This window comes from Streptomyces sp. NPDC031497 (assembly GCF_055580905.1).
Genome location: NZ_JBVIKO010000011.1, coordinates 228,835 through 252,416, shown reverse-complemented (window position 1 = coordinate 252,416; position 23,582 = coordinate 228,835). Strand labels below are relative to the sequence as shown.

Genomic DNA, 23,582 nt, shown 5'->3' with positions numbered 1-23,582 from the left:
CACCGCCACACACCACGGATCTTCGAGGAGCACACAGTGACCGACGCCCACACCGCAGGCCCGTTCATCGCCGCGATCGACCAGGGCACGACCTCCAGCCGCTGCATCGTCTTCGACAAGGACGGCCGTATCGTCTCGGTCGACCAGAAGGAGCACGAGCAGATCTTCCCCAAGCCGGGCTGGGTCGAACACAACGCCAACGAGATCTGGACCAACGTCCAGGAAGTCGTCGCCGGGGCCATCCAGAAGGCCGGCATCACCCGCGACGACATCAAGGCCATCGGTATCACCAACCAGCGCGAGACCACCGTGCTGTGGGACAAGAACACCGGTGAGCCCGTCTACAACGCCATCGTCTGGCAGGACACCCGCACCGACGCCCTCTGCCGCGAGCTCGGCCGCAACGTCGGCCAGGACCGCTTCCGCCGCGAGACCGGTCTGCCGCTGGCCTCCTACTTCGCCGGCCCCAAGGCCCGCTGGCTGCTCGACAACGTCGACGGCCTCAAGGAGCGCGCCGAGGCGGGCGACATCCTCTTCGGCACCATGGACAGCTGGGTCATCTGGAACCTGACGGGCGGTGTCGACGGCGGCAAGCACGTCACCGACGTGACCAACGCCTCCCGCACCCTCCTGATGAACCTGCACACCATGCAGTGGGACGAGAAGATCGCCGAGTCCATCGGCGTGCCGCTGCAGATCCTGCCCGAGATCCGGTCCTCCGCCGAGGTCTACGGCGAGGTCACCGGCGGACCGCTGGGCGAGCTGCTCGGCGGCATCCCGGTCGCCTCCGCGCTCGGCGACCAGCAGGCGGCCCTGTTCGGCCAGACCTGCTTCTCCGAGGGAGAGACCAAGTCCACCTACGGCACCGGCACCTTCATGGTGATGAACACCGGTGAGAAGATCATCAACTCCTACGCGGGCCTGCTGACCACGGTCGGCTACAAGATCGGCGACCAGCCGACGGTGTACGCGCTGGAGGGCTCGATCGCCGTCACCGGCTCGCTGGTGCAGTGGATGCGCGACCAGATGGGCCTGATCTCCACCGCCGCCGAGATCGAGACGCTCGCGCTCTCGGTCGAGGACAACGGCGGCGCCTACTTCGTGCCGGCCTTCTCCGGTCTGTTCGCCCCGCACTGGCGTTCCGACGCCCGCGGTGTGATCGCCGGCCTGACCCGGTACGTCACCAAGGCGCACCTGGCCCGCGCCGTCCTGGAGGCCACCGCCTGGCAGACCCGCGAGATCGCGGACGCCATGGTGAAGGACTCCGGCGACGAGCTGGTGGCCCTGAAGGTCGACGGTGGCATGACCGCCAACAACCTGCTGATGCAGCAGCTCGCCGACGTCCTCGACGCGCCGGTGGTGCGCCCGATGGTCGCGGAGACCACCTGCCTCGGCGCCGCCTACGCCGCCGGCCTCGCCGTCGGCTTCTGGTCCAGCACCGACGAACTGCGCGCCAACTGGCGCCGGGCCGCCGAGTGGACCCCCCGCATGGACGCGGAGACCCGCGACCGTGAGTACAAGAACTGGCTCAAGGCCGTCGACCGGACCATGGGCTGGATCGACGACGAGAGCTGACGAGAGCGAGCGCGCTCTCACGATCGAGCTCTGACGAGGAGTAAGAACCCGACATGACCAGTCAGTCCACCCTGCAGTCCGTACCTGCCCTGGGAACGCACCCGGCCTCCGGCTCGCTTCCGAGCCGGGCCGAGACCAGGGAGCAGCTCTCCAAGGCGTCGTACGACCTTCTTGTGATCGGCGGCGGCATCCTGGGCATCTCCACCGCCTGGCACGCCGCGCAGTCCGGACTCAGGGTGGCCCTGGTCGACGCCGGCGACTTCGCCGGCGCCACCTCCTCCGCCTCCTCCAAGCTCCTCCACGGCGGTCTGCGCTACCTGCAGACCGGCGCGGTGAAGCTGGTGGCGGAGAACCACTTCGAACGCCGTGCGGTCTCCCGCCAGGTGGCCCCCCACCTGGCGAACCCGCTCACGTTCTACCTCCCCGTGTACAAGGGCGGTCCGCACGGTGCGGCGAAGCTCGGGGCGGGCGTCTTCGCCTACTCCGCGCTCTCCGCGTTCGGTGACGGCGTCGGCCACCTGCTCTCGCCCGCGCGGGCACAGCGGGACGTGCCGGAGCTGCGCACCGAGAACCTCAAGGCCGTGGCCGTGTATGGCGACGACCAGATGAACGACGCGCGCATGGCGCTGATGACGGTCCGCGCGGCCGTCGAGGCGGGCGCGGTCGTCCTCAACCACGCCCAGGTCACCGGCCTGCGCTTCACCAAGGGCCGGGTGACCGGCGCCGACCTGAAGGACGCGGTCTCCGGCGAGGAGTTCGGCGTCAACGCCCGTCTGGTGCTCAACGCGACCGGCCCCTGGGTCGACCACCTGCGCCGGATGGAGGACCCGAACGCGGCCCCGTCGATCCGCCTGTCGAAGGGCGCGCACCTGGTCCTGAAGCGGACGGCCCCGTGGAAGGCCGCCCTCGCCACCCCCATCGACAAGTACCGGATCACCTTCGCCCTCCCCTGGGAGGACATGCTGCTGCTCGGCACCACCGACGAGGAGTACGAGGGCGACCCGGCGGACGTCTCCGTCACCGAGAAGGACATCGCCCAGATCCTGGACGAGGCCGCGTTCTCGGTCCGGGACCAGCAGCTCCGGCGCGACCTGATCACCTACTCCTTCGCGGGCCTGCGGGTGCTGCCGGGCGGACCCGGCGACACCGCGAAGGCCAAGCGGGAGACCGTGGTGACCGAGGGCAGGGGCGGCATGCTGTCCGTCGCGGGCGGCAAGTGGACCACCTTCCGGCACATCGGCCGTACGGTGATGGAGAAGCTGGAGGCACTGCCGGGGCACCCGCTGGGCGACGACTTCGAGCCGATCGCCTCGCTGCCGAAGAAGCTGCCGCTGCCCGGCGTCGCCAACCCCCGCGCGGTCGCCCACCGGCTGCTGGTGGACAACCCGGCCCCCGGCCCGCGCATGGCCGCCGACACCGCCAAGCACCTGGCCACCCACTACGGTTCGCTGGCCTTCGACATAGCCCGGCTCGCCAACGAGCACCCGGAGCTGGCCGAGCGGGTCCACCCGGACGCCCCGGAGATCTGGGCGCAGGTCGTGTGGGCCCGGGACAACGAGTGGGCCGAGACGACGGACGACGTGCTGCGCCGGCGTACCACCCTGACAATCCGCGGCCTGGCGACGGACGACGTCAAGGCCAAGGTCCAGGACCTGCTCGACAAGAAGTGACCCGCCGCGAGGCGGACGAGATACGGGCGGTGCGCCGGGTCCCCTGACCGGTCCGGCAGCCGCTGGAGTCCCGGCCCCGCCGTACCGGGGGCGGGTCTGCGAGGGGGCGGCTCCTCTCCCCTAGGGAACCGCCCCCTTCGCGCGCCCGAACCGGGATTCACCGGCTGGGTACGGCACTGGGCGGCCGGCCGGGAGTGGTTCGACGCGGAGTGAGACCGCCGCCCGGGCGAAGGGTGCCCCGCGCTTCGGCCACGCCCCCGGCGACACGCGGTTGCCGGGGCGTACGCGACACTCCCGATGTCCCGTTCGCCCTTGCTGGAGTCGCCGTATGACGCAGGACCTGCTGCCCATCACCCGGATACCGCGCTCGGGGCTGCCGGCCCACGCGATCGTGGTCGGGGACCCGGCGCGGGCGGCGGCGGTGGCCGCGCTGCTCGACGGCGCCGAGGAGGTGTCGTACCACCGCGAGTACCGGGTGTTCGGCGGCAGTTGGCAGGGACTGCCGGTGGCGGTGGCCTCGCACGGGGTGGGGGCGCCGGGGGCGATCCTGCTGTTCCAGGAGATGGCCGACGCGGGGGTGACCACCTTTCTGCGGTTCGGTACGGCGGGGGCGATGAAACCCGGGATCGAGGACGGTGACCTGGTCATCGCGGAGGCGGCCGTCCGCGACGACGGGGTGACCCAGCAGTTGCTGCCGCCCGAGTATCCGGCGTACTCCTCGCCGGAGGCGGTGTTCGCGCTCCAGCGGGCCGCGCGGGAGGCCGGAGCGCCGTACCACCGGGGTGTGGTGTGGACCCGGGCGGCCTTCCAGCCTGGCCTGCTGCCCCTGTTCTCCTACCGGGGCGCGGGGCTCGCCGCGATCGAGATGGAGCTGTCCGCGCTGCTGGTGACGGCCTCGCTGCGCGGACTGGTCGCGGGCGGGATCGTGGTCGTCGACGGGGTCAACGCCGACGAGCTGGTCGACGCGGAGGCCACCGGTGGGTACGACCCGCACCGGGAGGTCGTCGCGGCCGGTGTCGAGCGCGGTGCTGTGGTGTCCCTGGAGGCGCTGCGGCTGCTGGCGGCGGAGAGCGGGGCGCTCACCGGTCCCGGCCGGTGCCCGGCACCACGGTCTGCCCCGGCCTGACCAGGTCGCATAATGTGGCTGAGACATCGGATGTCTCAGCGACAAGGAGGCCGGTATGGCAGTCACCGATGAGGCGATCGAGAAGATCAAGGACATGATCGTCTCCGGTGCGCTGCGCCCCGGTGACCGGTTGCCGAAGGAGAGCGAACTCGCCGCCGAACTCGGTCTGTCCCGCAACTCGCTGCGGGAGGCGGTACGGGCCCTGTCGCTGATCCGGATCCTGGACGTACGGCAGGGCGACGGCACCTATGTCACCAGCCTGGACCCGCAACTGCTCCTGGAGGCGATGAGCTTCGTCGTCGACTTCCACCGCGACGACACGGTCCTGGAGTTCCTCGCGGTGCGCCGGATCCTGGAGCCGGCCGCCACCGCGATGGCCGCCTCCCGGATCAGCGAGCAGCAACTGGACGCGCTGGCCGCCCAGTTGGACGCGCTGGGTGCCGCGCCGTCGGTGGAGGAACTGGTCGCCTGCGACCTGGAGTTCCACCGGGGCATCGTGCAGAGTTCCGGGAACTCGGTGCTCTGCTCGCTGCTTGACGGGCTGTCCGGGCCGACCACCCGGGCCCGGATCTGGCGCGGGCTGACACAGGAGGACGCGGTCGCTCGGACCCTGCGCGAGCACCGGGCGATCCTGGCCGCGCTGCGCGACCGGGACGCGGAGGCGGCCCGCTCCTGGGCGACCGTGCACATCGCGAGCGTGGAGCAGTGGCTGCGCAGCAGTCTGTGAAGCGACAGCCTGTGAAGCGCTTACTACCCGTGAGCGGTTCCTCGCCGAATCGGGGTGTTCGAGGGTGGTGAACGGGGCAGTGATCCGTTCACTCCCCCGTGCAAGGGGGCTGCGGGCGCCCCCGCCGGACGCCGTAAGGTTGGGGCGTACGCGAGGGTACGTCGGAAGGAGGCGCTGGGTGATCGAGCTGGAGGGGGTTCCCGAGCTGATCGACCCAGTCATGGTGGCCGCGTTCGAGGGCTGGAACGATGCCGGCGACGCCGCCTCCACCGCGGTCGCGCATCTGGAGCGGGAATGGAAGGGCGAGGTGTTCGCGGCCCTGGACGCCGAGGACTACTACGACTTCCAGGTGAACCGCCCCACGGTGTGGATGGACGCCGGCGTGCGCAAGATCACCTGGCCGACCACACGACTGTCGGTGGTCCGGGTCGGCGGCGACAAGCCGCGGGACCTGGTGCTGGTGCGGGGCATCGAGCCGTCCATGCGCTGGCGCTCGTTCTGCAACGAGCTGCTCGGCTTCGCCCATGAGCTGGGCGTGGAGCTGGTGGTCGTCCTGGGCGCCCTGCTCGGTGACACCCCGCACACGCGTCCGGTGCCGGTCAGCGGGGTCACCTCCGACCCGGACCTGGCCCAGCGGATGGACCTGGAGGAGACCAAGTACGAGGGTCCGACGGGCATCGTCGGCGTCCTCCAGGAGGCCTGCACCCACGCGGGCGTCCCGGCGGTCTCGCTCTGGGCGGCCGTCCCGCACTACGTCTCCCAGCCGCCCAACCCGAAGGCCACGCTGGCGCTGCTGAACCGCCTGGAGGACCTGCTCGACCTGCGGATCCCGCTGGGCGAGCTGCCCGAGGACGCGCGCGCCTGGCAGGTCGGGGTGGACCAGCTGGCCGCCGAGGACACCGAGGTCGCCGAGTACGTGCAGACGCTGGAGGAGGCCCGGGACACCGCCGAGCTGCCGGAGGCGTCGGGCGAGGCGATCGCTCGCGAGTTCGAGCGCTATCTGCGGCGCCGGGATGTGAACCCGCCGCCCGGCCATGCCACGGCGGACGGCACCGAGAGCGCGTCGTACCTGCGGGACAACCCGAGCGGCAAGACCCGGCCGCCCAGACCGCCGAAGCCCGACACGCCCGGGAACACGGGGAATTCCGCGGACGCCGACGGCTCCACGGACTCCGACGAGGACCTGGGCCCGGAGGGCGAGGACACCTCCGAGGACTGAACGAAGGCCGGACAAAGGCCGGGACGAAGGGGCGGTACGCGTGACGCGTACCGCCCCTTCGTCCTGTCACGCCTCAGGCGTCGACCGCGGTGACGGAGTACGTCGTGCCGGGCGTCGGCGCGGTCGTGAAGCGGGCGTTGGGCAGATAGAGCCGGCCGCCGTACGCGGCGACCGTGGTCGGGACGTCGAAGGCCGGGTCGGTGATGCGCCGCTGGAAGACCCCGCTGCGGCCGTCCGGGGCCAGCCGGAAGACGTCGACGGCGTTCTGCCGGTTCTGTACGGCGTACAGCGTGCGCCCGCGGACCAGCAGGCCGTCACCGTTGCCGAGCGGGGCCGCGTCGCCCAGGTCGACGGTCTCGGTGACCCCGGTGCGCGGGTCGACGCGGTGCAGCAGGCCGACCCCGGCCTGGACGACGAGGAGTGCGGAGCCGTCGGGGGTGCGGGCGATTCCGTTGGCGTTGATGGCGCCGTCGGCCGTCTGGCTCCAGTCGCCGGTGAGCGGCAGCCGCACGACGTCCTCGGCGGCCGGCAGCGCGCCGTCCCGGCCGAGCGGGAGGCCGTACAGCACCGGCTGGTAGGACTCGGTGAACCAGGCGGCGCGCGGCGTCAGCACGACGTCGTTGGCGAAGCTCGGGGTGGCGGTGGCAAGGGGGTAGGAGGCGAGGGTCTCGCCGCTGCGGGCGTCGACCACCCTGGCGCCGAAGCCGCGCGCGGCGACGAACAGCCGTCCTCGGGCGTCGAGTTTGAGGCCGACGGCGGGGGTGCCGGGGCCGGTGGAGATCACCTTTCCGGTGCCGGTGCGCAGGTCGGCGCGGTAGATGGAGCCGTCGGCGAGGGAGCCGAGGTAGGCGTAGGGGGCGGCGCCGATGGTGATGCCCTCGGGCTGCCAGCCGTCAGGGAGGGCGAGGGAGGTGGGCCGCGAGGCCGCGTCGGCGTGGGTGCCTAAGGCGAGGGCGCCGAGGGTTGCCGTGCCGATCGTGAGGAGGCGGCGTCGGCTCAGGGGGTGGGCCACGGGGTGCCTTCCGCGTGGGGACCGACCGGCAGTTGGCCGGTCCGACGGTCAACTGACCGTCATAGCCCATCACATGTGCCGCACCGAGCACACCGGCGTTGGTCGATCGACAGGGTTTCGACAGTTGGGGGTGCGCGTCGAGTGTTGTCCGCGGGTGCGTCGTGGTTGCTCGCGCCCGCGCGGCGGTAGCCGCACATCGAATACGGCCCCGCGCCCCTCGAAGAAAGGGGCGCGGGGGTTGGCCCTTCTCAGAGGGCTACGCCCAGCAAGGCGTCCACCGCGCGCGACACGACCCCGGGCGCGCCCGTGTCCGTGCCGCCCTCGGTCTGCTGGAGCGCTGCCCAGCGGTCCACCGCCGCCAATGCGGCAGGGGCGTCCAGGTCGTTGCTCAGGGCCTCGCGGATCTCCTCCACCAAGGCCTCGGCCGGGGGGCCGTCCGGGCGGGAGACCGCTGCGCGCCAGCGGTCGAGGCGGGTCACCGCGTCCGCCAGGACCTGGTCGGTCCACTCCCAGTCGGCGCGGTAGTGGTGGGAGAGCAGGGACAGGCGGATGGCGGCCGGGTCGACGCCGTCGCGGCGCAGCTGGGAGACGAAGACCAGGTTGCCCTTGGACTTGGACATCTTCTCGCCGTCGAGGCCGACCATGCCGGCGTGGACGTACGCCTTGGCCATCGGGAACTCGCCGGTGAGCACCTGGGCGTGCGAGGCGCCCATCTCGTGGTGCGGGAAGGCGAGGTCGGAGCCGCCGCCCTGGACGTCGAAGGTCATGCCGAGGTGGTCGAGGGCGATGGCCACGCACTCGATGTGCCAGCCCGGACGGCCGCGGCCGAGGGAGCCGCCGTCCCAGCTGGGTTCGCCCTCGCGGGCGGCCATCCACAGCATCGGGTCGAGCGGGTTCTTCTTGCCGGGGCGGTCGGGGTCGCCGCCGCGCTCGGCGGACAGCAGCCGCATGGCGGCGGCGTCGAGACGGGAGACCTTGCCGAAGTGGGGGTCGGATTCGACGGAGAAGTAGATGTCGCCTTCGAGTTCGTAGGCGGCGCCGAGGTCGCGCAGCCGCTCGACCAGCGGCACGATGCCCGGTATCGCCTCGACCGCGCCTATGTAGTGCTGGGGCGGCAGCATCCGCAGGGCGGTCATGTCCTCGCGGAAGAGGGTGGTCTCCTGCTCGGCGAGGGCGACCCAGTCGACGCCGTCGCGCTCGGCGCGCTCCAGCAGCGGGTCGTCGACGTCCGTCACGTTCTGGACGTAGTGCACCTGCCGCTTGGTGTCGAGCCACACACGCTGAACCAGGTCGAACGCGTTGTAGGTCGCCGCGTGCCCCATGTGGGTGGCGTCGTACGGCGTGATGCCGCAGACATAGATTCGGGCGACGGGACCGGGGTCGAGGGTGACGAGGCCGCCGGTCGCGGTGTCGTGGATCCTCAGGTCGCGGCCCTGACCAGGCAGGGCGGGGACCTCGGAAGCGGGCCAGGCATGCATGTACATGAGCGTAACCGGACCAGAGTTCGGTATACGAACCGGACCAGGCCAGATGGCCGGGAAGGCACTCTTGATCTTGCGTCCGCGATGTGCTGCGGGCCGGTCACACGGGCGGCCAGGGGATGGCCGGCCACTCTCCGCTCGGTTCCGGGTGCTTTCCGGTGATGAGCAGCGCGTCGACACGCGCGCGCGTGGCCTCGAGTTCGGCGACGGTGATCAGCTCGGCCAGCCGGGCCCCCAGCGCCCCGCCGAGGGCCTCACGGAGCCCGTTGAGGGCCTCGACGGCCTCCTCGGTGAGCGGCTCCCCCGCCCAGCCCCACAGCAGGGTGCGCAGCTTGTTCTCGGTGTTGAAGGTCACCCCGTGGTCGATGCCGTAGAGCCGCCCGTCGGCGGTGGGCAGCAGATGGCCGCCCTTGCGGTCTGCGTTGTTGATCACGGCGTCGATGACGGCGAGCCGGCGCAGCCGTGCGTCGTCGGCGTGCACCAGCAGCGCGGTCTTGCCCTCCCCGACCTCGGCGAACCCGATCGCCTTCCAGCCCGGCTCCGGTTCCTCCGCGTCGACCAGGGCGAGCAGGTCGGCGCTCTCGGGGTCGATGTCGATCCAGAGCTGGCACATGCCCTCGCCGTAGGGTCCGTCGCGCAGCACGGTGGGCGGCACCAGGTCCCAGCCGGTGGCCGCGGCGACCTCGTAGGCGGCCACCTCGCGCTGGGCGAGGGTGCCGTCGGGGAAGTCCCACAGCGGGCGTTCCCCGGCGACCGGCTTGTAGACGCAGGACGCTTCCTCACCGTCGTACGCGACCGTGCAGAACAGGGCCGCGTTGGAGGCGTCGCGGATGCGTCCGCGTACCTTCAGCTCACCCTGGGCGAGCAGTTCGGCGGCGGTCACGCTCCGCGGCGGTATCCGTTCTGGCGCGGACATACGTGTCCTTCCGGGTCGAGCGGGAGGCTGCACAGCGGGCACGGCGGCCGCCCGGCGTTGACGACGTCCAGGGCGCGCTTGGCGAAGGCCCTGGCCTGCGCGCCGGTCAGCCGGACCCGCAGCATCGGGGGCCCGTTCTCCTCGTCCTGCAGGAGCCGCTCCTCGGCCTCGGCGAGGTCCTCGTCGGAGTCGGCGTCCAGTTCCACGAGCGCCTGCGCCTCGACGATCATGCGCTCTTCCTCGCCGTCCCAGGCGAGCGCCATGGTGCCGACGCGGAACTCCTCCTCGACGGGGGTGTCCAGCGGGGCGCTGTCGGCGATCTCGGTGGGGGCGACGGCGGGGACGGCCGCGTTGCCGCCGCTGCGCCGGACGACCTCGTCGAGGAGTTCGTCCATGCGTTCGGCGAGCGCGGCGACCTGGGTCTTCTCCAGGGCCACGCTGGTCGTCCGGGGGCCGGCCGTGGCCTGGAGGAAGAACGTACGGCGTCCGGGCAGTCCGACCGTGCCCGCGACGAAGCGGTCCGGCGGATCGTAGAGGAACACCTGACGGGACACGTCCTGTCTCCATGGGAATCGAGAGTGCGTGGGCTCGGAAGGGCGAGGGACCGTGCGGGTTGCCGGTCGGCGACTACGTGGATCGCTTCACCCTACTGCGGCTGACGATCACGGCGCGCCGGCACCGCCACCGACCGGGGCGTCTTCCCCCGGAGGTTCCTCGCGGGGGGCAAGGGAGGCGAAATCCCCGGTGTCCCCGAGACGAACGAGAAACGGCCTCAGGCGGGTGTAACGGATCGCTGTGATGGAACACGGTTCGACGGAGATCCGCTGGAAGAGGTCGAGATGCAGGCCGAGCGCGTCCGCGACGAGCGACTTGATGATGTCGCCGTGCGAGCACATCAGGTAGACGGCGTCGGAGCCGTGGTCGCGCTCCACGCGCGCGTTCCACTCGCGTACCGCCTCGGCGGCGCGGGTCTGCATGGCGCGCATGGACTCCCCGCCCGGGAAGGCGGCCGCCGACGGGTGTGCCTGCACCACCTCCATCAGCGGCTCGTCCTTGAGCTCGGCGAGCTTGCGGCCGGACCAGTCGCCGTAGTGGGCCTCCCCGATCCGCTCGTCGGTGTGGGCGGTGAGTTCCGGGCGGGCGTCCAGCAGGGGACGGATCGTCTCCTGGCAGCGCTGCAGGGGGCTGGCGACGACCTCGGAGATCGGCAGGCCGGCGAGCCGGCCGGGCAGCGCGGCGGCCTGGGCGGCGCCGCGCTCGTCGAGGGCGACGCCGGGCGTCCAGCCGGCGAGCAGCCCGGAGGTGTTGGCGGTGGACCGTCCGTGCCTTACGAGGATCAGCGTGGGCATGCGGCCCAGGGTAGGCGTTCGCCCGTGCAAGGGGTGCGCCGGTGTCGAGGGGCCGAACGCGCCCACCGCTTCGGGGCTCCGTGCGTTCGGCGCCCCGACGCCGGCCGGGGCGGACCGGCGGCGGAGAACGTCACGGAATGCGGTGCGGGCCGGGCGACGGGAGAATACTCTCCGTGATCGTCGACTGTGCCATCTACCGGGACGGGGAGCGGATGGAGACCCCGCAGGACTTCTCCGATGCCCTCGCGGAGGCACGCGCGCGTGGCGACAGTTTTCTCTGGATCGGCCTGTACGAGCCGACGGAGCACGAGTTCGACCTGGTCACCGATGAGTTCGGGCTGCATCCGCTGGCCGTCGAGGACGCCCTGACCGCCCACCAGCGGCCCAAGCTGGAGGTGTACGACGACTCGCTGTTCGTCGTCCTGAAGCCGGTGACGTACGAGCCGAAGAGCGACACGGTGACCTCCGGCGAGCTGATGATCTTCATCGGGGATTCCTTCGTGGTCACGGTGCGCCACGGGACGCCCTCGCCGCTCGGGGACATCCGGCGCCATCTCGAAGAGCAGCACGAGCTGCTCAAACACGGGCCGACGGGAGTGCTGTACTCGATCTCCGACGCGGTCGTCGACAACTACCTGGAGGTCGCGACCGAGTTGCAGAGCGACCTGGAGGAGCTGGAGACCGAGGTGTTCTCGCCGAGCGGCGGCGGCTCCCGGCACACCGCGTCGCGGATCTACACCTTCAAGCGGCAGATCCTGGAGTTCCGCCGGGCCACCGTGCCGCTGGCCGTGCCCATGACCAAGCTGGCGGGGGTGGGCCCCTACAGCAGCGGCACCACGGTGCCCTTCGTGCGCGAGGACGCCCGCCCGTTCTTCCGGGACGTCAACGACCACCTGCTACGGGTGAACGAGGGCGTGGAGGGCCTGGACCGGCTGGTGTCGGACGTCCTCAACGCCCACCTCGCGCAGATGAGCGTGCGGCAGAACGACGACATGCGGAAGATCTCCGCGTGGGCCGCCATGGCGGCGGTCCCCACGCTGATCGCGGGGATCTACGGCATGAACTTCGACCACATGCCCGAGCTGCACTGGCTCTGGGGGTACCCGGCGGTGATCCTGCTCATGGCGTCCCTGGAGCTGGTGCTGTACCGGCTGTTCAAACGCCGCGGCTGGATGTGAGGCGCTCGCGGCGGCCGGGCGCCCCTTCCTGCTCAGGCGAGCTCCGGGGCGGGGGTGGCGGGGCCGCCCAGGGCGTTCCTGCGCTCCGGCATCCGCAGCGAGACCATCCGGCGCCAGCCGGCGGCGCGCTCGTAGGCGTAGACGGCGTGGATGCCGAACGCGAGGAGCGCGGACCTGCCCTTCGGCCAGCCCAGGATGCGGCCCATGCGGGCCATGACGGCGAGGCTGACGTCCCGGTGGATACGGATCTCCGCGAGCGCGCACTCACGCAGGGTGCGCTGGATGGCGCGGCCGTGCCCGGCGGCGGCGAGCCGCAGCAGTTCCTCGTGGCAGTAGGCGAGGTGGTTGTCCTCGTCGTCGGAGATCATCCGCACCGCACGGCCGAGGTCCGGGTGGTCGGCGAAGTGCCTGCGCAGCAGCTCCATCTGCTCCGAGGCGCGCTGCTCGGTGACCCGGCTGTGGGCGAGGTAGGTGACGATGTCCCCTTCGGTGAGCGGACGGTCGGCCCGGAGCCTGTCGTGGGCCAGCCCGATGCCGTGCCGTTCCAGGAGCACCGTGTAGTCGGTGTCGGGCGGGACCGGGACGGGGGTGAGCCCGCGCTTCTTCATGAGGGCGTTGAAGATACGCCCGTGCTTGTCCTCGTCGGCGCCATGGCGGGTGATCTTGGAGGCGAGGTCGCGTTCGCCCTGCGGTACCAGTGCGGCGATCCGGGCGTTCTCCCAGCCGCCCTGCGACTCCCCGCTGGCCGCGATGGAGCAGAAGAGTCGGAAGGACTCGTCGTTGTCGACGATCTCCAGGAACAGACTCTTGGCCGAAAGCATCGTGGGCACCCCTCCGGAGAACTCACCGACCCGCAGAGAACGAGTCAAATGCCGCATCCGGTCAGCTGCAACAGCTGTGCGGACGAACTCGGCCGGAAGGAGGAGCATCGGGGTCACGCCGGGGCGTAACCGCGCGGGCGCGGGCGCGTTGTTCCGCGTGACGGCCGTGGCGGGGAAGACCCCCGAGCCCCCACCACGGCCGCGGACCTCTCTCTCGCCGGGGCGCCTACGCGAGTCCGGCGCGCTCCAGGGCCTCGGCACCGGCCCGCAGCGAGGCGAGCCGCTCGTCCAGGGCGAACCCGGCGGGCGCGAGCGACAGCGTGGTGACCCCGGCGGCCGCGTAGGCCTTCATCCGGTCGGCGATCCGGTCCACCGAACCGAGCAGCGTGGTCTGGTCGATCAGCTCCTGCGGTACGGCCGCGGCGGCGCCGTTCTTGTCCCCGGACAGGTACTTGTCCTGGATCTCGGCGGCCTCCCGCTCGTACCCCATGCGCTGGGCGAGCTGGTTGTAGAAGTTCTGCTTGCGGCTGCCCATGCCGCCGACGTACAGCGCGGTGTACGGCCGGAAGGTGTCGGCGAGCGCGGCCACGTCCTTGTCGTCGCCGACGGCGAGCGGCAGCGTCGGGCAGATGTCGAACCCGTCGAGGGTCCGGCCGCCCTTCTCCCGCCCCGCGCGCAGGTACTTGACGGCCGTCTCCTCCAGGTGCTCCGCGGAGGGGAAGATCAGCAGCGCGCCGTCGGCGATCTCACCGGTCTGCTCCAGGTTCTTCGGCCCGATGGCGGCGATGTAGACCGGGATGTGCTCGCGCTCCGGGTGCACGGTCAGCTTGATCGGCTTGCCGGGACCGCCCGGCAGCGGCAGCGTCCAGTGCTCGCCCTCGTACGACAGCCGCTCGCGGCTCATCGCCCTGCGCACGATCTCCACGTACTCGCGGGTGCGGGAGAGCGGCTTGTCGAACTTGACGCCGTACCAGCCCTCGGACACCTGCGGGCCGGAGACGCCGAGGCCGAGCCGGAAGCGGCCCTTGGAGAGCGAGTCGAGCGTCGCGGCGGTCATCGCGGTCATCGCGGGCTGCCGGGCCGGGATCTGGAAGATGGCCGAGCCGACGTCGATACGCTCGGTCTGGGCGGCGACCCAGCTGAGCACGGTGGCGGCGTCGGAGCCATAGGCCTCGGCGGCCCAGCACACGGCGTACCCGAGCCGCTCGGCCTCCTGCGCCACGGCCAGATTGTCCCCGTCCATCCCGGCACCCCAGTAGCCGAGGTTGATCCCGAGTTTCATGGCCGATCCCCTTACCGATCAGTAACGTCGCTGTTGCGGAGACCTTAGCGCGGTCGTTGGCGGGTGCGAGATCGGTCGTGGTCCGGCCGCGCGTCGTGAGGGCTGGTCGCGCCCACGCGGCGGAGCCGCATATCGGTACTGCCCCGCGCCCCCGGGCAGGCCGCCTCCCGCCTCCCGCAAGGCACCGCTGCCTTGTGAAATCGGTTATCCACAGGCAACCCAACGCACCAGCTCTGGCCAGTAATCTCGCGGGCATGGAGCAGAGGCATCTCGGCCGTACCGGCCTGCGCGTGTCCCGGATCGGGCTAGGCACCCTCACGTGGGGCCGGGACGTCGACGAGCACGACGCCGCGGACATGCTGAAGGCGTTCTGGGAGGCCGGCGGAACCCTCGTCGACACCGCGGACGTGTACGGCGACGGAGAGGCCGAGTACCTGCTCGGACAGCTCATAGAAGGGCTGGTGCCGCGCCGGGACCTGGTCATCTCGACGAAGGCGGGCAGCGTCCCCGATCCCGACCGCCGTTTCGACGGCTCCCGCGGCCATCTGCTCGCCGCGCTCGACGCCTCCCTGGCCCGCCTCGGCACCGACTACGTCGACGTCTGGCACGTGCACGCCTACGACCCGGACACCCCGCTGGAGGAGACCCTCCAGGCGCTCGACCTGGCCGTGAGCAGCGGCCGCGCCCGGTACGCCGGGGTCTCCAACTTCTGCGGCTGGCAGATCGCGAAGGCGGCGACCTGGCAGCTCGCCGCACCGGGCACCCGCACCCGGCTGGCCAGCACCCAGCTGGAGTACTCGCTGCTCCAGCGCGGCGTGGAGCGCGAGGTGCTGCCCGCCGCCCTCGACCTCGGCATCGGCCTACTGCCGTCCTCGCCGCTGGGCCGGGGCGTACTGACCGCGAAGTACCGCCACTCCACTCCCCCGGACTCCAGAGGCGCCTCCGAGCATCTGGCGCCGTTCGTCGCGCCGTATCTCGACGACACCGCGACCCGGATCGTGGACGCGGTGCAGACGGCGGCGGACGGGCTCGCCGTGACCCCGCTGCAGGTGGCGCTCGCCTGGGTCCGGGACCGGCCGGGCGTGGCCGCGCCGATCGTCGGCGCGCGCAACGCGCAGCAGCTCACGGGGGCATTGTCAGTGGAGGCGCTTAGTCTTCCTGACGAGATCTGCCGGGCGCTCGACGACGTGTCGGCGCCCGTGCACCGCTATCCCGATCACGACTGGAGCACGCTGTGAGCACGGAGCCGGGGCTGGGCGCCACGCCCGAGGCCGACGAGGGAACGACGGCCGAGGGGACGCCGGAGGCCGACGCCCTCGCCACCACGACCGCCGCGGCCAGCGACACGGCAAGCGACACGCAACCCGCCGACTCCCGCACGACCGGCGCGGGCAACGGCAGCGACGGGGCCGAGGGCGGCAAGCACGACACCGCGGGCGCGGGCGGTGACCCGGAGGGCGACGCGGGCGACGGCAGCGACCGAGGCGCGGGCGGTGGCCTGGAGGGCAGCGCGGGGGACGGCAGCGACGGGGCCGAGCGCGGCAAGCACGACACCGCGGGCGCCGGCGGTGACCCGGAGGGGGGCGCGGGTGACGGGGGCTCGGTGGGTGGTGCGCGGCTGTCCGAGGCCGAGGCCGAGCTGGCCGCCCAGCGGGTCGAGCGGGAGCGGATCGAGCGGCGGAAGGCCGAGAAGGCGAGGCCGGTCGAGGCCGGGGCCAAGCTCAGTGGCAAGGCGGCCGACCTGCTCGCGGCGATCCGGGCGGTGGAGAGCGGCGAGAAGCCCACGGCCACCGTGTTCGCCGCCCCGGAGCCCGCCCCGCGGCGAGCGTCCGTACCGGAGCCGGCCCACCGGCCCCAGCCCGCACCTGCCGCCGCCGCGCCTGTGGCACCCGCGGCGCCCGCCGTGGAGACGGTCGCGGCGGTGCGGGCGTTGCTGACCGAAGGCGGTGCGCCCGAGTCGCTCGCACCCCAGGTCGCCGCCGCCCTCGGTGAGGGCGCGGACACCATGCTGCGGGAGGACCCCTGGCAGCTGCTCCGGGTCACCGGCGTACGGCCGGAGCAGGCGGACGGGTTCGCACGGTCGGTGCTGGGCGCGGAGTGCGGTCCGGACGACGAGCGGCGCGGCCGGGCGGTGACCGGCTGGCTCCTGGAGCAGGCCGCCCTGGCCGGGCACACCGCGCTGGAGATGCCGGCGCTCACCGCCGCGCTGGCCCAGCGGGCGGTGCCCGACCCGGAGGCGGCCGTGCAGGACGCGATCGCCGAGGGTGACGCGCTGGTCTTCCAGGACCTGCTGGATCCGGGCGCCCCCGAGCCCGAGGACGACGAGGAGGAGCGGCCGGTCCGCGTCCTGGTCGGTCTGGAGCGGTACGCGCTGGCAGAGGAGAGTCTCGCCGACGGACTGGCCCGGCTGGTCAACTCCCCGTCGAAGGACGCCGAGGAGCGCTGGGAGGCGGCCGCCGCGGCGGCCACCGGCGGCGCGGCCGAGCTGGCGGCGGCGGTCGCCGGACACGGCCTGGTGCTGCACACGGGCGGCGAGGCGGCGCGCGCCGAACCGGCGGCCCTGCTGAGCGCCGCCCGGAGCGCCGGGCTGCGTGCCTTCGCCGCCACCCACACCCCGGAGGGACACCGCCGCCTGGCCGCCCTGCTGCCGGCGGACGGCGAGGCGGCCGTCGGCACGGTCGCCGGTCTACTCTCCGGCGCCGAGGGGCCGGGCCGGGACGCGGAGGGTGCCCTGGACCTCGATCTGCTGATCGTGCTGGACGCGCCCCAGCTGGACGTGGAGGGCGCGGCGATGCTCCTGGAGGCGCTGCCCGACGGGGCCCGGCTGGTGCTGAGCGGGGATCCGGCGGTGCTGTGGTCGGCGGGCCCCGGGCGGGTCTTCGCCGACCTGCTGGCGGCCCGGGTGTGCCCGGGGATCGCCTCGCGCACACCCGACCCCGGCCCGCTCGGTGAGCTGGTCTCCGGGATCGGCGCCGGCGAACTGAACCAGGTGGAGGCGCCCGGCAAGGAGATCGTGATCGTACCGGTGCGGGACGCCGGCGAGGCGGTGCACCGGACGGTGCAGCTGGTCGCCGACTCCGTCCCGCGCGCCATCGGCGTCCCCGCCGAACAGACCGTGGTGATCACCCCGGGCCACGGCGGCGCGGCCGGCACCCGCGCTCTCAACGCGGCGCTCAAGGAACGGCTCAATCCGGGCCCCGGCCGCTTCGGCGGCTTCGACCCGGGTGACCGGATCGCCTACTCCCCCGCGCCGGGCCGTACGGTCCCGGGCCAGGTGGTGAAGGCCGACGCCGACGGGCTGCACCTGTCGTGCGCGGGCGAACCCGTCGTCGTACCGAAGGAGCGGGTGGAGCAGGCCGTACGGCACGGCTGGGCGCTGACCGCCCACCAGGCGGTGGCCGGCCGCTGGCCCGCCGCGGTCGTGGTGCTGCCCGGGGACGCGGCCCAGTCCCTCAGCCGCCCCTGGGTGTACACGGCGTTCAGCCGGGCGGAGCGGCATCTGTCGGTGGTCCACGGTGTGGAACAGGCCCTGCCGAAGGCGGTGGCCGAGACCCTGCCGAAGCCCCGGACGACCCGCCTGCCGCTCCTCCTCAAGACACAGGCACCGGCGACGGCCTGAGCCTGACCCAGCCCGGCCCGCCCCTTCGTCTGCGCTGTTCCCGCCGTGTCCGGTGACCGGCGGTGCCCGACCGGCCTGAAGGCCCGCAAGGCACCGCCGGCCGACCGGCGGGTCAGCGTTCGGCGTCCAGCGGCTCCAGGTCCTCGTCCTCGTCGAGGTCGAGGTCGTCGTCCAGCTCGTCCGCGTCCCCGCTGCGCGCGGTGTCCTCGCCGTCGTCGCCGTCCTCGTCGTCGAACACCGCGCTGACGTCGAACCGGCACACGACCCGCTGCGGATCGACCCCCTCGAACGGGGCCTCCAGCCACTCACCGGGCTCGGCCTGCTCGTCCGCCGCGGTCACCCACAGGGTGGAGTCGCCCTCCTCCAGGCCGAACTCCTTGTGCCGGGAGGCGATCTCGTCCGGCTCGAACTCGCCGAACAGGATCCCCAGCGCCCCGTGGATCGTGCCGGCGGCGTCCTGGTCCGCGCCGGGACCGTCGTCGTACTCCGCCGCCTCGACCCGCTGGGCCTGCGCCAGCAGCCGCTGTGGTTCCGCCACGGCGTAGTCGCGGCGGATCAGCACGCTGATCGCGTTCGGTTCCTCGGGCCCCGCATACGGTGGCAGCGAGTCCTCGGTACCGGGGATCTCGAAGGGGGTGACCTCGTCGTGGCGGTCGTAGAGCAGCTCGTCGTAGACCTCGGCGGCCGCGGCCAGCTGGTTGAACGCCTCGTAGACAGCCGGGTCGTCCTCCCCCGACCTGCGTTCGACCGCGGCCAGATGGCGGTCGAGCGCGGTCTTGACCGCCTCGGCGGCGGCGCGTACCTCGGCAGCGGTGGGCTGCGCAGCATCAGACATAGTGCAGACGCTATCCGTACCGGGCACCAGCCCGCACAATAGATGCGATGCCGGAATACGAATTTGTCGACGTGTACGTGCCTCGCGGGGTGTCCCGCAAGGAGGCGACGCGCCTGCTGACGGACCATGCCGAGTACGGACACTGGGAGTTGGACCGACTGAGCCTCATGCGCGACGGCAGCCGCAGGGTGCGGTTGCGCCGGCGGATCATCCGCCAGGTGCGTGCCACATGGTGAGACTCTCCGCATGACGGAAGGGGCCCCGCATCGACGGGGCCCGCTCCGTTCCGCGCACCGCCGCTGGGGGCGCCCCCTCCGGGGGAGTCACGGTCCGTGCACTACGCCGAGGCGCGCGCCTTGCGGTAGAGCACCGCGCCCGCGAGCAGCGCGCCGGCGCCCGCCGGGAGCGCGAGGCCCATCGGCAGGTCACTGCCTGTGTGTGCGAGCTGCGCGGTGGCCGGGCCGGGCCGGGTCACCGAGAGGCTGCCCAGCGGGTCGACGAGGGTGGAGCCGTGGGTACCGGTCGTGACGGTCCGTCCCCCGGAGTGACCGGGCGGCGTACCGGGGTGCTGGCCCGGGGTGCCGGGGTTGCCAGGGTGACCCGGTTGTCCCGGGGTTCCAGGCTGACCGGGCTGGCCCGGAGTCCCCGGCTGGCCCGGAGTCCCGGGGTTTCCCGGCTTCCCGGGTGGGTTGCCGCCGTGTCCTCCGTGTCCCGGAGGCGTCCCGTGCCCCCCGTGTCCGGGCGGCTGCGTGGGGTGACAGTCGCCGGAGTGGCCGGAGCCGCCGGAATGTCCGGAACTCCCCCCGTTGGCGCACTCGTCGCCCACGGCGGTGTTGCCGACCCCGATGACGTTGACGCTGTTCCCGCACACGTTGACCGGGACGTCGATCGGCACCTGCACGGTGTTGCCCGAACCGACCCCGGGCGAGCCACCGGTGTGTCCCCCGGCGTGCGAGCCGCCGTGGTTTCCGTGCCCACCACCATGCCCCTCGTGCCCCGTTTGTCCCCCGTACCCACCGTGGCCGCCGGAAGCACCGCCCCCGTCGCCGTGGTTGGCGCACTTGTTGCCCATCGACGGGTTGAGGGCGCCGACGACGTTCACGGTGTTGCCGCAGACGTTCACCGGAACGTGCACGGGCGCCTGCACCGTGTTCCCGGAGAGCACACCGGGTGAGTCGGTGGCGGAGCCGGCGGCCCCCGAGTCGGCATGGGCGTAACCGCCCGCCGCGGCGATCACGCCGGTCGCCGCGGCCACTGTCATGAGGCCCTTACGGGTGCCCTGTCGCATTTCTGAATTCCCCCTGCCTTGGATCCTGACCGTTGCATTTCCCGCGGAAAGAGCCCGCGGAGAAACCGGTCGGCCCCGGAGCGCATGGCGCGCGCTCCGGGGCCGACGGAAAGACGCCCCTCAGGGAGGCGGCGTCACTTGTTGATGCAGGTGTTGCCGAAGGCGGGGTTCAGCAGCCCGATCACCGAGATCGTGTTGCCGCAGACGTTCACCGGGACGTGCACGGGAACCTGGATCACGTTGCCGGAGACGACACCCGGGGAACCCACGGCAGCGCCCTGGGCACCCGAGTCGGCGACAGCCAGGCCCGCACCCGCGAGAACCAGACCACCAGTGGCAGCCGCAGCAGCGACGACCTTCTTGAGCATTATTCCTCCTTGTTGGCAATGCGATTCCAAGTAGCGGATCGCATTAGATGTAACGAGGAGGAACTAATGGAGCTACGAGCTTATCGTCGCATTCACTCTTTTCAGTCGATCTCGCACAGCCGCCCGATTACCTGAAGCCAGGACTTCACGACGCGTCGATGAAGCGGTCGAGCACCCGCACGCCGAACTGCAGGCCGTCCACCGGCACCCGCTCGTCCACACCGTGAAACATGCCCGCGAAGTCCAGCTCCGGCGGCAGCTTCAGCGGTGCGAAGCCGAAGCCGCGGATGCCGAGGTCGTCGAAGGACTTGGCGTCGGTACCGCCGGAGAGCATGTAGGGGATCGCCTTGGCGGTGGGGTCCTCGGCCAGCAGCGAGGACTGCATGGCCTCCACCAGCGCCCCGTCGAAGGAGGTCTCCAGCGCCTTGTCGGAGTGCACGTCCTCCCGGACCACGTTGGGGCCGAGGATCCGGTCGAGGTCGGCGAGGAACTCGTCCTCGTGACCGGGCAGGAACCGGCCGTCCACATGCGCGGTGGCCTCGCCGGGGATGACGTTGACCTTGTAGCCGGCGTTCAGCTGGGTGGGGTTGGCGGTGTTGCTCAGGGTCGCGCCGATGAGCTTGGCGATGCCGCCGAGCCGGGCCAGCGTCGACTCCATGTCCTCCGGGTCCAGTTCGGTGCCGAGCGCGTCGCCCAGTTCGTCCAGGAAGGCCCGGGTGGTCTTGGTGACCCGTACCGGGAACTTGTGCCGGCCGAGCCGGGCCACGGCCTCCGAGAGCTCGGTGATCGCGTTGTCGCGGTGGATCATCGAACCGTGCCCGGCGGTGCCGGCCACCTTCAGCTTCATCCAGTGCATGCCCTTCTCGGCCGTCTGGATCAGATAGAGCCGGCGCTGCTCGTTCACCGTGAAGGAGAAGCCGCCCACCTCGCTGATCGCCTCGGTGACGCCCTCGAAGAGGTCCGGGTGGTGGTCGACGAGGTGCCGGGCGCCCCAGGTGCCGCCGGCCTCCTCGTCGGCGAGGAAGGCGAGCACGATGTCCCGGGGCGGCTTCCGGCCGCTGCGCAGCCGGTCCCGTACGACCGCCAGGGTCATCGCGTCCATGTCCTTCATGTCGACCGCGCCCCGGCCCCACACGCACCCGTCGGCGATCTCGCCGGAGAACGGGTGGTGGGTCCAGTCGTCGGCGTTGGCCGGTACGACGTCGAGGTGGCCGTGGATCAGCAGCGCGGGCCGGGTCGGGTCCGCGCCCTCGATGCGGGCCACCGTGGAGGCGCGGCCCGGGTGCGACTCGAAGATCTTCGGCTCGAGCCCGACCTCGGCGAGCTTCTCGGCGACCCACTCGGCGGCCTTGCGCTCGCCCGGTCCGGAGTGGTCGCCGTAGTTGCTGGTGTCGAAGCGGATCAGCTCGCGGCAGAGGTCCACGACCTCGTCCTCGCCGGTGACGCTCCTGGCCGTGTCCGTCTCGCTCACGCTGCTTCCTTCCGCTGTCACTGCCGGCCGGTCCCTGTCATCCTTTCCGTCATCCTCTCTCCCTTCCGGCTCCGAGCCCAAGACCGGTCCCGGTCCGTCACACGCCGTTCACGCCCGCCCGTCCCCGGAACAGGGTGTGATCGGCCACCTCCGAAAGCCTGGTAATGTTTCCTCCGTCGCCGCGAGGGAGACTCCGCGCGACAGACACCTTGTCCGGGTGGCGGAATGGCAGACGCGCTAGCTTGAGGTGCTAGTGCCCTTTATCGGGCGTGGGGGTTCAAGTCCCCCCTCGGACACCACGAAGAAACCCCTGCTGAGCAGGGGTTTCTTGGTTTTCGGGGAGCGTGCGGGTCAGCCGAGGCGGCCTATTCGGCCGTTCCCGGGGTCTCCGAGGGGCACGGCCGTGGTGAACGCGGAGAGTGCCGCCCGGCCCAGCAGCAGCGCGGGCCCGTGGGGCCGCTTGCTGTCGCGGACGGCGACCGTCGCCCCGTCGACGATCCCGCATTCCACGCAGTCGGACTGTGATGCGGACGCCGAGGACTTCCACCAGGTCACCGGCAGAGTCGACGCGTCGTCAACGTGCTTCATTCGCTATTCGTTCTTCCTTATCTGGGTGATCAGTTCCACCGACGCCTCGACGGACTCGGCGGCAGACGTGAGGCGTTGCCACGCGGCCCGGTGCGTGGAGACCCGATCACGTTCCTCGATGTACAGGGCGGAGGTCAGCCCTTCCTGGTGGACGACGTCCAGGTCCGTGTGCGGACCGAAGCCCAGGATGCTGAAGGTGCCGGTCAGCCCGGCGTGCAGGGGGGCGTCCGAGCGCAACACCTGGATGTTGATGTTCGGGCGCCGCCCCATCGTAAGCAGGCGCCCCAACTGCTCGTACATCAGGGCGGGATCCTCGGTGGTGCAGCGCAGGGCCTGTTCGGAGATGATCGCCCAGAGCGCCAGCGGGTCGCTGTCGCGGGTGAGGACGGCCTGGCGTGCCAGCCGTACCTCGACCAGTGCGTCGACCCGTGCCTCGACCGCCTCGGACATGGCGGTCGCCCGGATGATCTCGCGGGCGTACTCGGCGGTCTGGAGCAGTCCGGGAACCATCCCCAACTGCCAGGTGGACACCGTCTCCGCCTCGGCCTCGAGACTGATCAGGTCCTCGTACACCGGTGTGAGGACACCCCGGTACGAGTGCCACCAGTCGCGGCGGCCGCCCTCCTTGGTGAGCGTGATCAGGGCCGCGCGCAGTTCGTCGCTCACGTCGCGGCCGAGTGCGGTGTACAGGTCGAGCAGCGCCTGGATGTCCGCTGCCTTGGGGGCGGTCTTGCCGGTCTCCATCCGGGACAGCTTCGAGGAGACGAACGCGCCTTCGGAGTGCTCCGCGACCTCGTCGAGGGTGAGTTCGCCGCGCAGTTCGCGCAACTTCGCACCGAGCCGTCGCCGGCGCACCGTGGGCGTGCTCACGGATTCCCCCTTCTGTCCGATGAACTGCCCGACAGTCTGCCGTGCCGCCCCCACCCTCGCCACCGGCTCGCAGCCTGTGCCGCAACTCCCCCGCAGACATGCGCAATTTTTCACATCACGTGGAACGTATTGCGGTCGACTGTGCCATGAAGGCACCATGAATCCGGGAAATACGAAAGTGACCGCA

The 23,582-nt window shown here is 71.8% G+C and carries 22 protein-coding genes and 1 tRNA gene; 10 read left to right on the top strand and 13 right to left on the bottom strand.

The window, feature by feature from the left end; translation table 11 throughout:
* Positions 1–36 precede the first annotated feature (36 nt).
* From glpK to ACZ5K7_RS24335, 5 genes are all read left to right on the top strand, one after another.
* Positions 37–1,575: a glycerol kinase GlpK gene (gene glpK, locus ACZ5K7_RS24355; protein ID WP_351700237.1), complete on the top strand. Its 1,539-nt coding sequence runs from the start codon at positions 37–39 to the stop codon at positions 1,573–1,575.
* Between the two features lie 53 nt (positions 1,576–1,628).
* Entirely contained in the window at positions 1,629–3,245 is a 1,617-nt protein-coding gene (locus tag ACZ5K7_RS24350) for a glycerol-3-phosphate dehydrogenase/oxidase (protein ID WP_351700234.1), read from the top strand.
* A 328-nt stretch (positions 3,246–3,573) separates the two neighbouring features.
* Positions 3,574–4,371, top strand: a complete 798-nt coding sequence (locus ACZ5K7_RS24345) for a nucleoside phosphorylase (RefSeq protein ID WP_351700231.1) — start codon at positions 3,574–3,576, stop codon at positions 4,369–4,371.
* A gap of 55 nt (positions 4,372–4,426) precedes the next feature.
* Positions 4,427–5,098 (top strand): FadR/GntR family transcriptional regulator, encoded by a 672-nt coding sequence (locus ACZ5K7_RS24340; RefSeq protein ID WP_351700228.1) that lies wholly within the window; start codon positions 4,427–4,429, stop codon positions 5,096–5,098.
* A 178-nt stretch (positions 5,099–5,276) separates the two neighbouring features.
* Positions 5,277–6,317, top strand: coding sequence for a PAC2 family protein (locus tag ACZ5K7_RS24335; RefSeq protein ID WP_468916048.1), 1,041 nt, complete (start codon positions 5,277–5,279; stop codon positions 6,315–6,317).
* A gap of 73 nt (positions 6,318–6,390) precedes the next feature.
* Here the strand turns inward: ACZ5K7_RS24335 and ACZ5K7_RS24330 are convergent, their stop codons facing one another.
* From ACZ5K7_RS24330 to ACZ5K7_RS24310, 5 genes are all read right to left on the bottom strand, one after another.
* Complete coding sequence (locus tag ACZ5K7_RS24330; protein WP_351700152.1) at positions 6,391–7,329, bottom strand: SMP-30/gluconolactonase/LRE family protein; 939 nt, start codon at positions 7,327–7,329, stop codon at positions 6,391–6,393.
* A 248-nt stretch (positions 7,330–7,577) separates the two neighbouring features.
* On the bottom strand, positions 7,578–8,807 hold the full coding sequence (gene mshC, locus ACZ5K7_RS24325) for a cysteine--1-D-myo-inosityl 2-amino-2-deoxy-alpha-D-glucopyranoside ligase (RefSeq protein WP_468916044.1): 1,230 nt from the start codon (positions 8,805–8,807) through the stop codon (positions 7,578–7,580).
* A 103-nt stretch (positions 8,808–8,910) separates the two neighbouring features.
* On the bottom strand, positions 8,911–9,726 hold the full coding sequence (locus tag ACZ5K7_RS24320) for an SCO1664 family protein (protein WP_351700146.1): 816 nt from the start codon (positions 9,724–9,726) through the stop codon (positions 8,911–8,913).
* Positions 9,690–10,280 carry a DUF3090 domain-containing protein gene (locus ACZ5K7_RS24315; protein WP_351700143.1) on the bottom strand — a complete coding sequence of 197 codons (591 nt, stop codon included), beginning with the start codon at positions 10,278–10,280 and terminating at the stop codon, positions 9,690–9,692. The genes ACZ5K7_RS24320 and ACZ5K7_RS24315 overlap by 37 nt, the downstream gene beginning before the upstream one ends.
* 108 nt (positions 10,281–10,388) lie before the next feature.
* Positions 10,389–11,075, bottom strand: coding sequence for a histidine phosphatase family protein (locus ACZ5K7_RS24310; RefSeq protein ID WP_351700140.1), 687 nt, complete (start codon positions 11,073–11,075; stop codon positions 10,389–10,391).
* A 173-nt stretch (positions 11,076–11,248) separates the two neighbouring features.
* Here ACZ5K7_RS24310 and corA point away from each other — a divergent pair, with 173 nt between their 5' ends.
* Entirely contained in the window at positions 11,249–12,253 is a 1,005-nt protein-coding gene (gene corA / locus ACZ5K7_RS24305) for a magnesium/cobalt transporter CorA (protein WP_351700046.1), read from the top strand.
* A 32-nt stretch (positions 12,254–12,285) separates the two neighbouring features.
* Here corA and ACZ5K7_RS24300 read toward each other — a convergent pair whose 3' ends face one another.
* Together ACZ5K7_RS24300 and ACZ5K7_RS24295 are read right to left on the bottom strand one after the other, a co-directional pair.
* Entirely contained in the window at positions 12,286–13,074 is a 789-nt protein-coding gene (locus ACZ5K7_RS24300; RefSeq protein ID WP_468916037.1) for a ferritin-like domain-containing protein, read from the bottom strand.
* Between the two features lie 226 nt (positions 13,075–13,300).
* Positions 13,301–14,356 (bottom strand): LLM class F420-dependent oxidoreductase, encoded by a 1,056-nt coding sequence (locus ACZ5K7_RS24295; RefSeq protein WP_468916035.1) that lies wholly within the window; start codon positions 14,354–14,356, stop codon positions 13,301–13,303.
* Between the two features lie 254 nt (positions 14,357–14,610).
* Between ACZ5K7_RS24295 and ACZ5K7_RS24290 the strand changes: the two genes are divergently transcribed.
* Both ACZ5K7_RS24290 and ACZ5K7_RS24285 read left to right on the top strand, forming a co-directional pair.
* Positions 14,611–15,594, top strand: a complete 984-nt coding sequence (locus ACZ5K7_RS24290) for an aldo/keto reductase (protein ID WP_351700030.1) — start codon at positions 14,611–14,613, stop codon at positions 15,592–15,594.
* Positions 15,591–17,975: a helix-hairpin-helix domain-containing protein gene (locus ACZ5K7_RS24285; RefSeq protein ID WP_468916032.1), complete on the top strand. Its 2,385-nt coding sequence runs from the start codon at positions 15,591–15,593 to the stop codon at positions 17,973–17,975. The genes ACZ5K7_RS24290 and ACZ5K7_RS24285 overlap by 4 nt, the downstream gene beginning before the upstream one ends.
* A gap of 112 nt (positions 17,976–18,087) precedes the next feature.
* Here the strand turns inward: ACZ5K7_RS24285 and ACZ5K7_RS24280 are convergent, their stop codons facing one another.
* A complete protein-coding gene (locus ACZ5K7_RS24280; RefSeq protein ID WP_351700024.1) occupies positions 18,088–18,810 on the bottom strand; it encodes a hypothetical protein in 723 nt (240 codons plus the stop codon).
* A 47-nt stretch (positions 18,811–18,857) separates the two neighbouring features.
* On the opposite strand from ACZ5K7_RS24280, the gene ACZ5K7_RS24275 reads away from it, so the two are divergent.
* A complete protein-coding gene (locus ACZ5K7_RS24275) occupies positions 18,858–19,046 on the top strand; it encodes a DUF5703 family protein (RefSeq protein ID WP_046732800.1) in 189 nt (62 codons plus the stop codon).
* Positions 19,047–19,147: 101 nt separating this feature from the next.
* Here the strand turns inward: ACZ5K7_RS24275 and ACZ5K7_RS24270 are convergent, their stop codons facing one another.
* From ACZ5K7_RS24270 to ACZ5K7_RS24260, 3 genes are all read right to left on the bottom strand, one after another.
* Complete coding sequence (locus tag ACZ5K7_RS24270) at positions 19,148–20,098, bottom strand: chaplin (RefSeq protein WP_468916028.1); 951 nt, start codon at positions 20,096–20,098, stop codon at positions 19,148–19,150.
* Positions 20,099–20,232: 134 nt separating this feature from the next.
* Positions 20,233–20,466, bottom strand: a complete 234-nt coding sequence (gene chpH, locus ACZ5K7_RS24265; protein ID WP_123978334.1) for a chaplin ChpH — start codon at positions 20,464–20,466, stop codon at positions 20,233–20,235.
* A gap of 145 nt (positions 20,467–20,611) precedes the next feature.
* Entirely contained in the window at positions 20,612–21,937 is a 1,326-nt protein-coding gene (locus ACZ5K7_RS24260; protein WP_468916024.1) for a M20/M25/M40 family metallo-hydrolase, read from the bottom strand.
* 211 nt (positions 21,938–22,148) lie between these two features.
* Between ACZ5K7_RS24260 and ACZ5K7_RS24255 the strand changes: the two genes are divergently transcribed.
* Positions 22,149–22,236, top strand: a tRNA-Leu gene (locus ACZ5K7_RS24255).
* Positions 22,237–22,288: 52 nt separating this feature from the next.
* Here the strand turns inward: ACZ5K7_RS24255 and ACZ5K7_RS24250 are convergent.
* Both ACZ5K7_RS24250 and ACZ5K7_RS24245 read right to left on the bottom strand, forming a co-directional pair.
* Positions 22,289–22,525 carry a DUF397 domain-containing protein gene (locus ACZ5K7_RS24250; RefSeq protein WP_351699997.1) on the bottom strand — a complete coding sequence of 79 codons (237 nt, stop codon included), beginning with the start codon at positions 22,523–22,525 and terminating at the stop codon, positions 22,289–22,291.
* 3 nt (positions 22,526–22,528) lie between these two features.
* The gene (locus ACZ5K7_RS24245) at positions 22,529–23,395 is read right to left on the bottom strand and encodes a helix-turn-helix domain-containing protein (RefSeq protein ID WP_351699994.1); all 867 of its coding nucleotides are present in this window, start codon (positions 23,393–23,395) and stop codon (positions 22,529–22,531) included.
* Positions 23,396–23,582 lie beyond the last annotated feature (187 nt).

What these genes read in the sequence shown, in the direction of transcription:
- ACZ5K7_RS24340 (WP_351700228.1), top strand. Translation starts at nt 4,427, where the DNA reads ATGGCAGTCACCGATGAGGCGATCGAGAAGATCAAGGACATGATCGTC.
- ACZ5K7_RS24280 (WP_351700024.1), bottom strand. Translation starts at nt 18,810, where the DNA reads ATGTCTGATGCTGCGCAGCCCACCGCTGCCGAGGTACGCGCCGCCGCC.
- ACZ5K7_RS24300 (WP_468916037.1), bottom strand. Translation starts at nt 13,074, where the DNA reads ATGCTTTCGGCCAAGAGTCTGTTCCTGGAGATCGTCGACAACGACGAG.
- chpH (WP_123978334.1), bottom strand. Translation starts at nt 20,466, where the DNA reads ATGCTCAAGAAGGTCGTCGCTGCTGCGGCTGCCACTGGTGGTCTGGTT.
- ACZ5K7_RS24270 (WP_468916028.1), bottom strand. Translation starts at nt 20,098, where the DNA reads ATGCGACAGGGCACCCGTAAGGGCCTCATGACAGTGGCCGCGGCGACC.
- ACZ5K7_RS24275 (WP_046732800.1), top strand. Translation starts at nt 18,858, where the DNA reads ATGCCGGAATACGAATTTGTCGACGTGTACGTGCCTCGCGGGGTGTCC.
- mshC (WP_468916044.1), bottom strand. Translation starts at nt 8,807, where the DNA reads ATGCATGCCTGGCCCGCTTCCGAGGTCCCCGCCCTGCCTGGTCAGGGC.
- ACZ5K7_RS24290 (WP_351700030.1), top strand. Translation starts at nt 14,611, where the DNA reads ATGGAGCAGAGGCATCTCGGCCGTACCGGCCTGCGCGTGTCCCGGATC.
- ACZ5K7_RS24350 (WP_351700234.1), top strand. Translation starts at nt 1,629, where the DNA reads ATGACCAGTCAGTCCACCCTGCAGTCCGTACCTGCCCTGGGAACGCAC.
- ACZ5K7_RS24345 (WP_351700231.1), top strand. Translation starts at nt 3,574, where the DNA reads ATGACGCAGGACCTGCTGCCCATCACCCGGATACCGCGCTCGGGGCTG.
- ACZ5K7_RS24310 (WP_351700140.1), bottom strand. Translation starts at nt 11,075, where the DNA reads ATGCCCACGCTGATCCTCGTAAGGCACGGACGGTCCACCGCCAACACC.
- ACZ5K7_RS24250 (WP_351699997.1), bottom strand. Translation starts at nt 22,525, where the DNA reads ATGAAGCACGTTGACGACGCGTCGACTCTGCCGGTGACCTGGTGGAAG.
- ACZ5K7_RS24320 (WP_351700146.1), bottom strand. Translation starts at nt 9,726, where the DNA reads ATGTCCGCGCCAGAACGGATACCGCCGCGGAGCGTGACCGCCGCCGAA.
- ACZ5K7_RS24295 (WP_468916035.1), bottom strand. Translation starts at nt 14,356, where the DNA reads ATGAAACTCGGGATCAACCTCGGCTACTGGGGTGCCGGGATGGACGGG.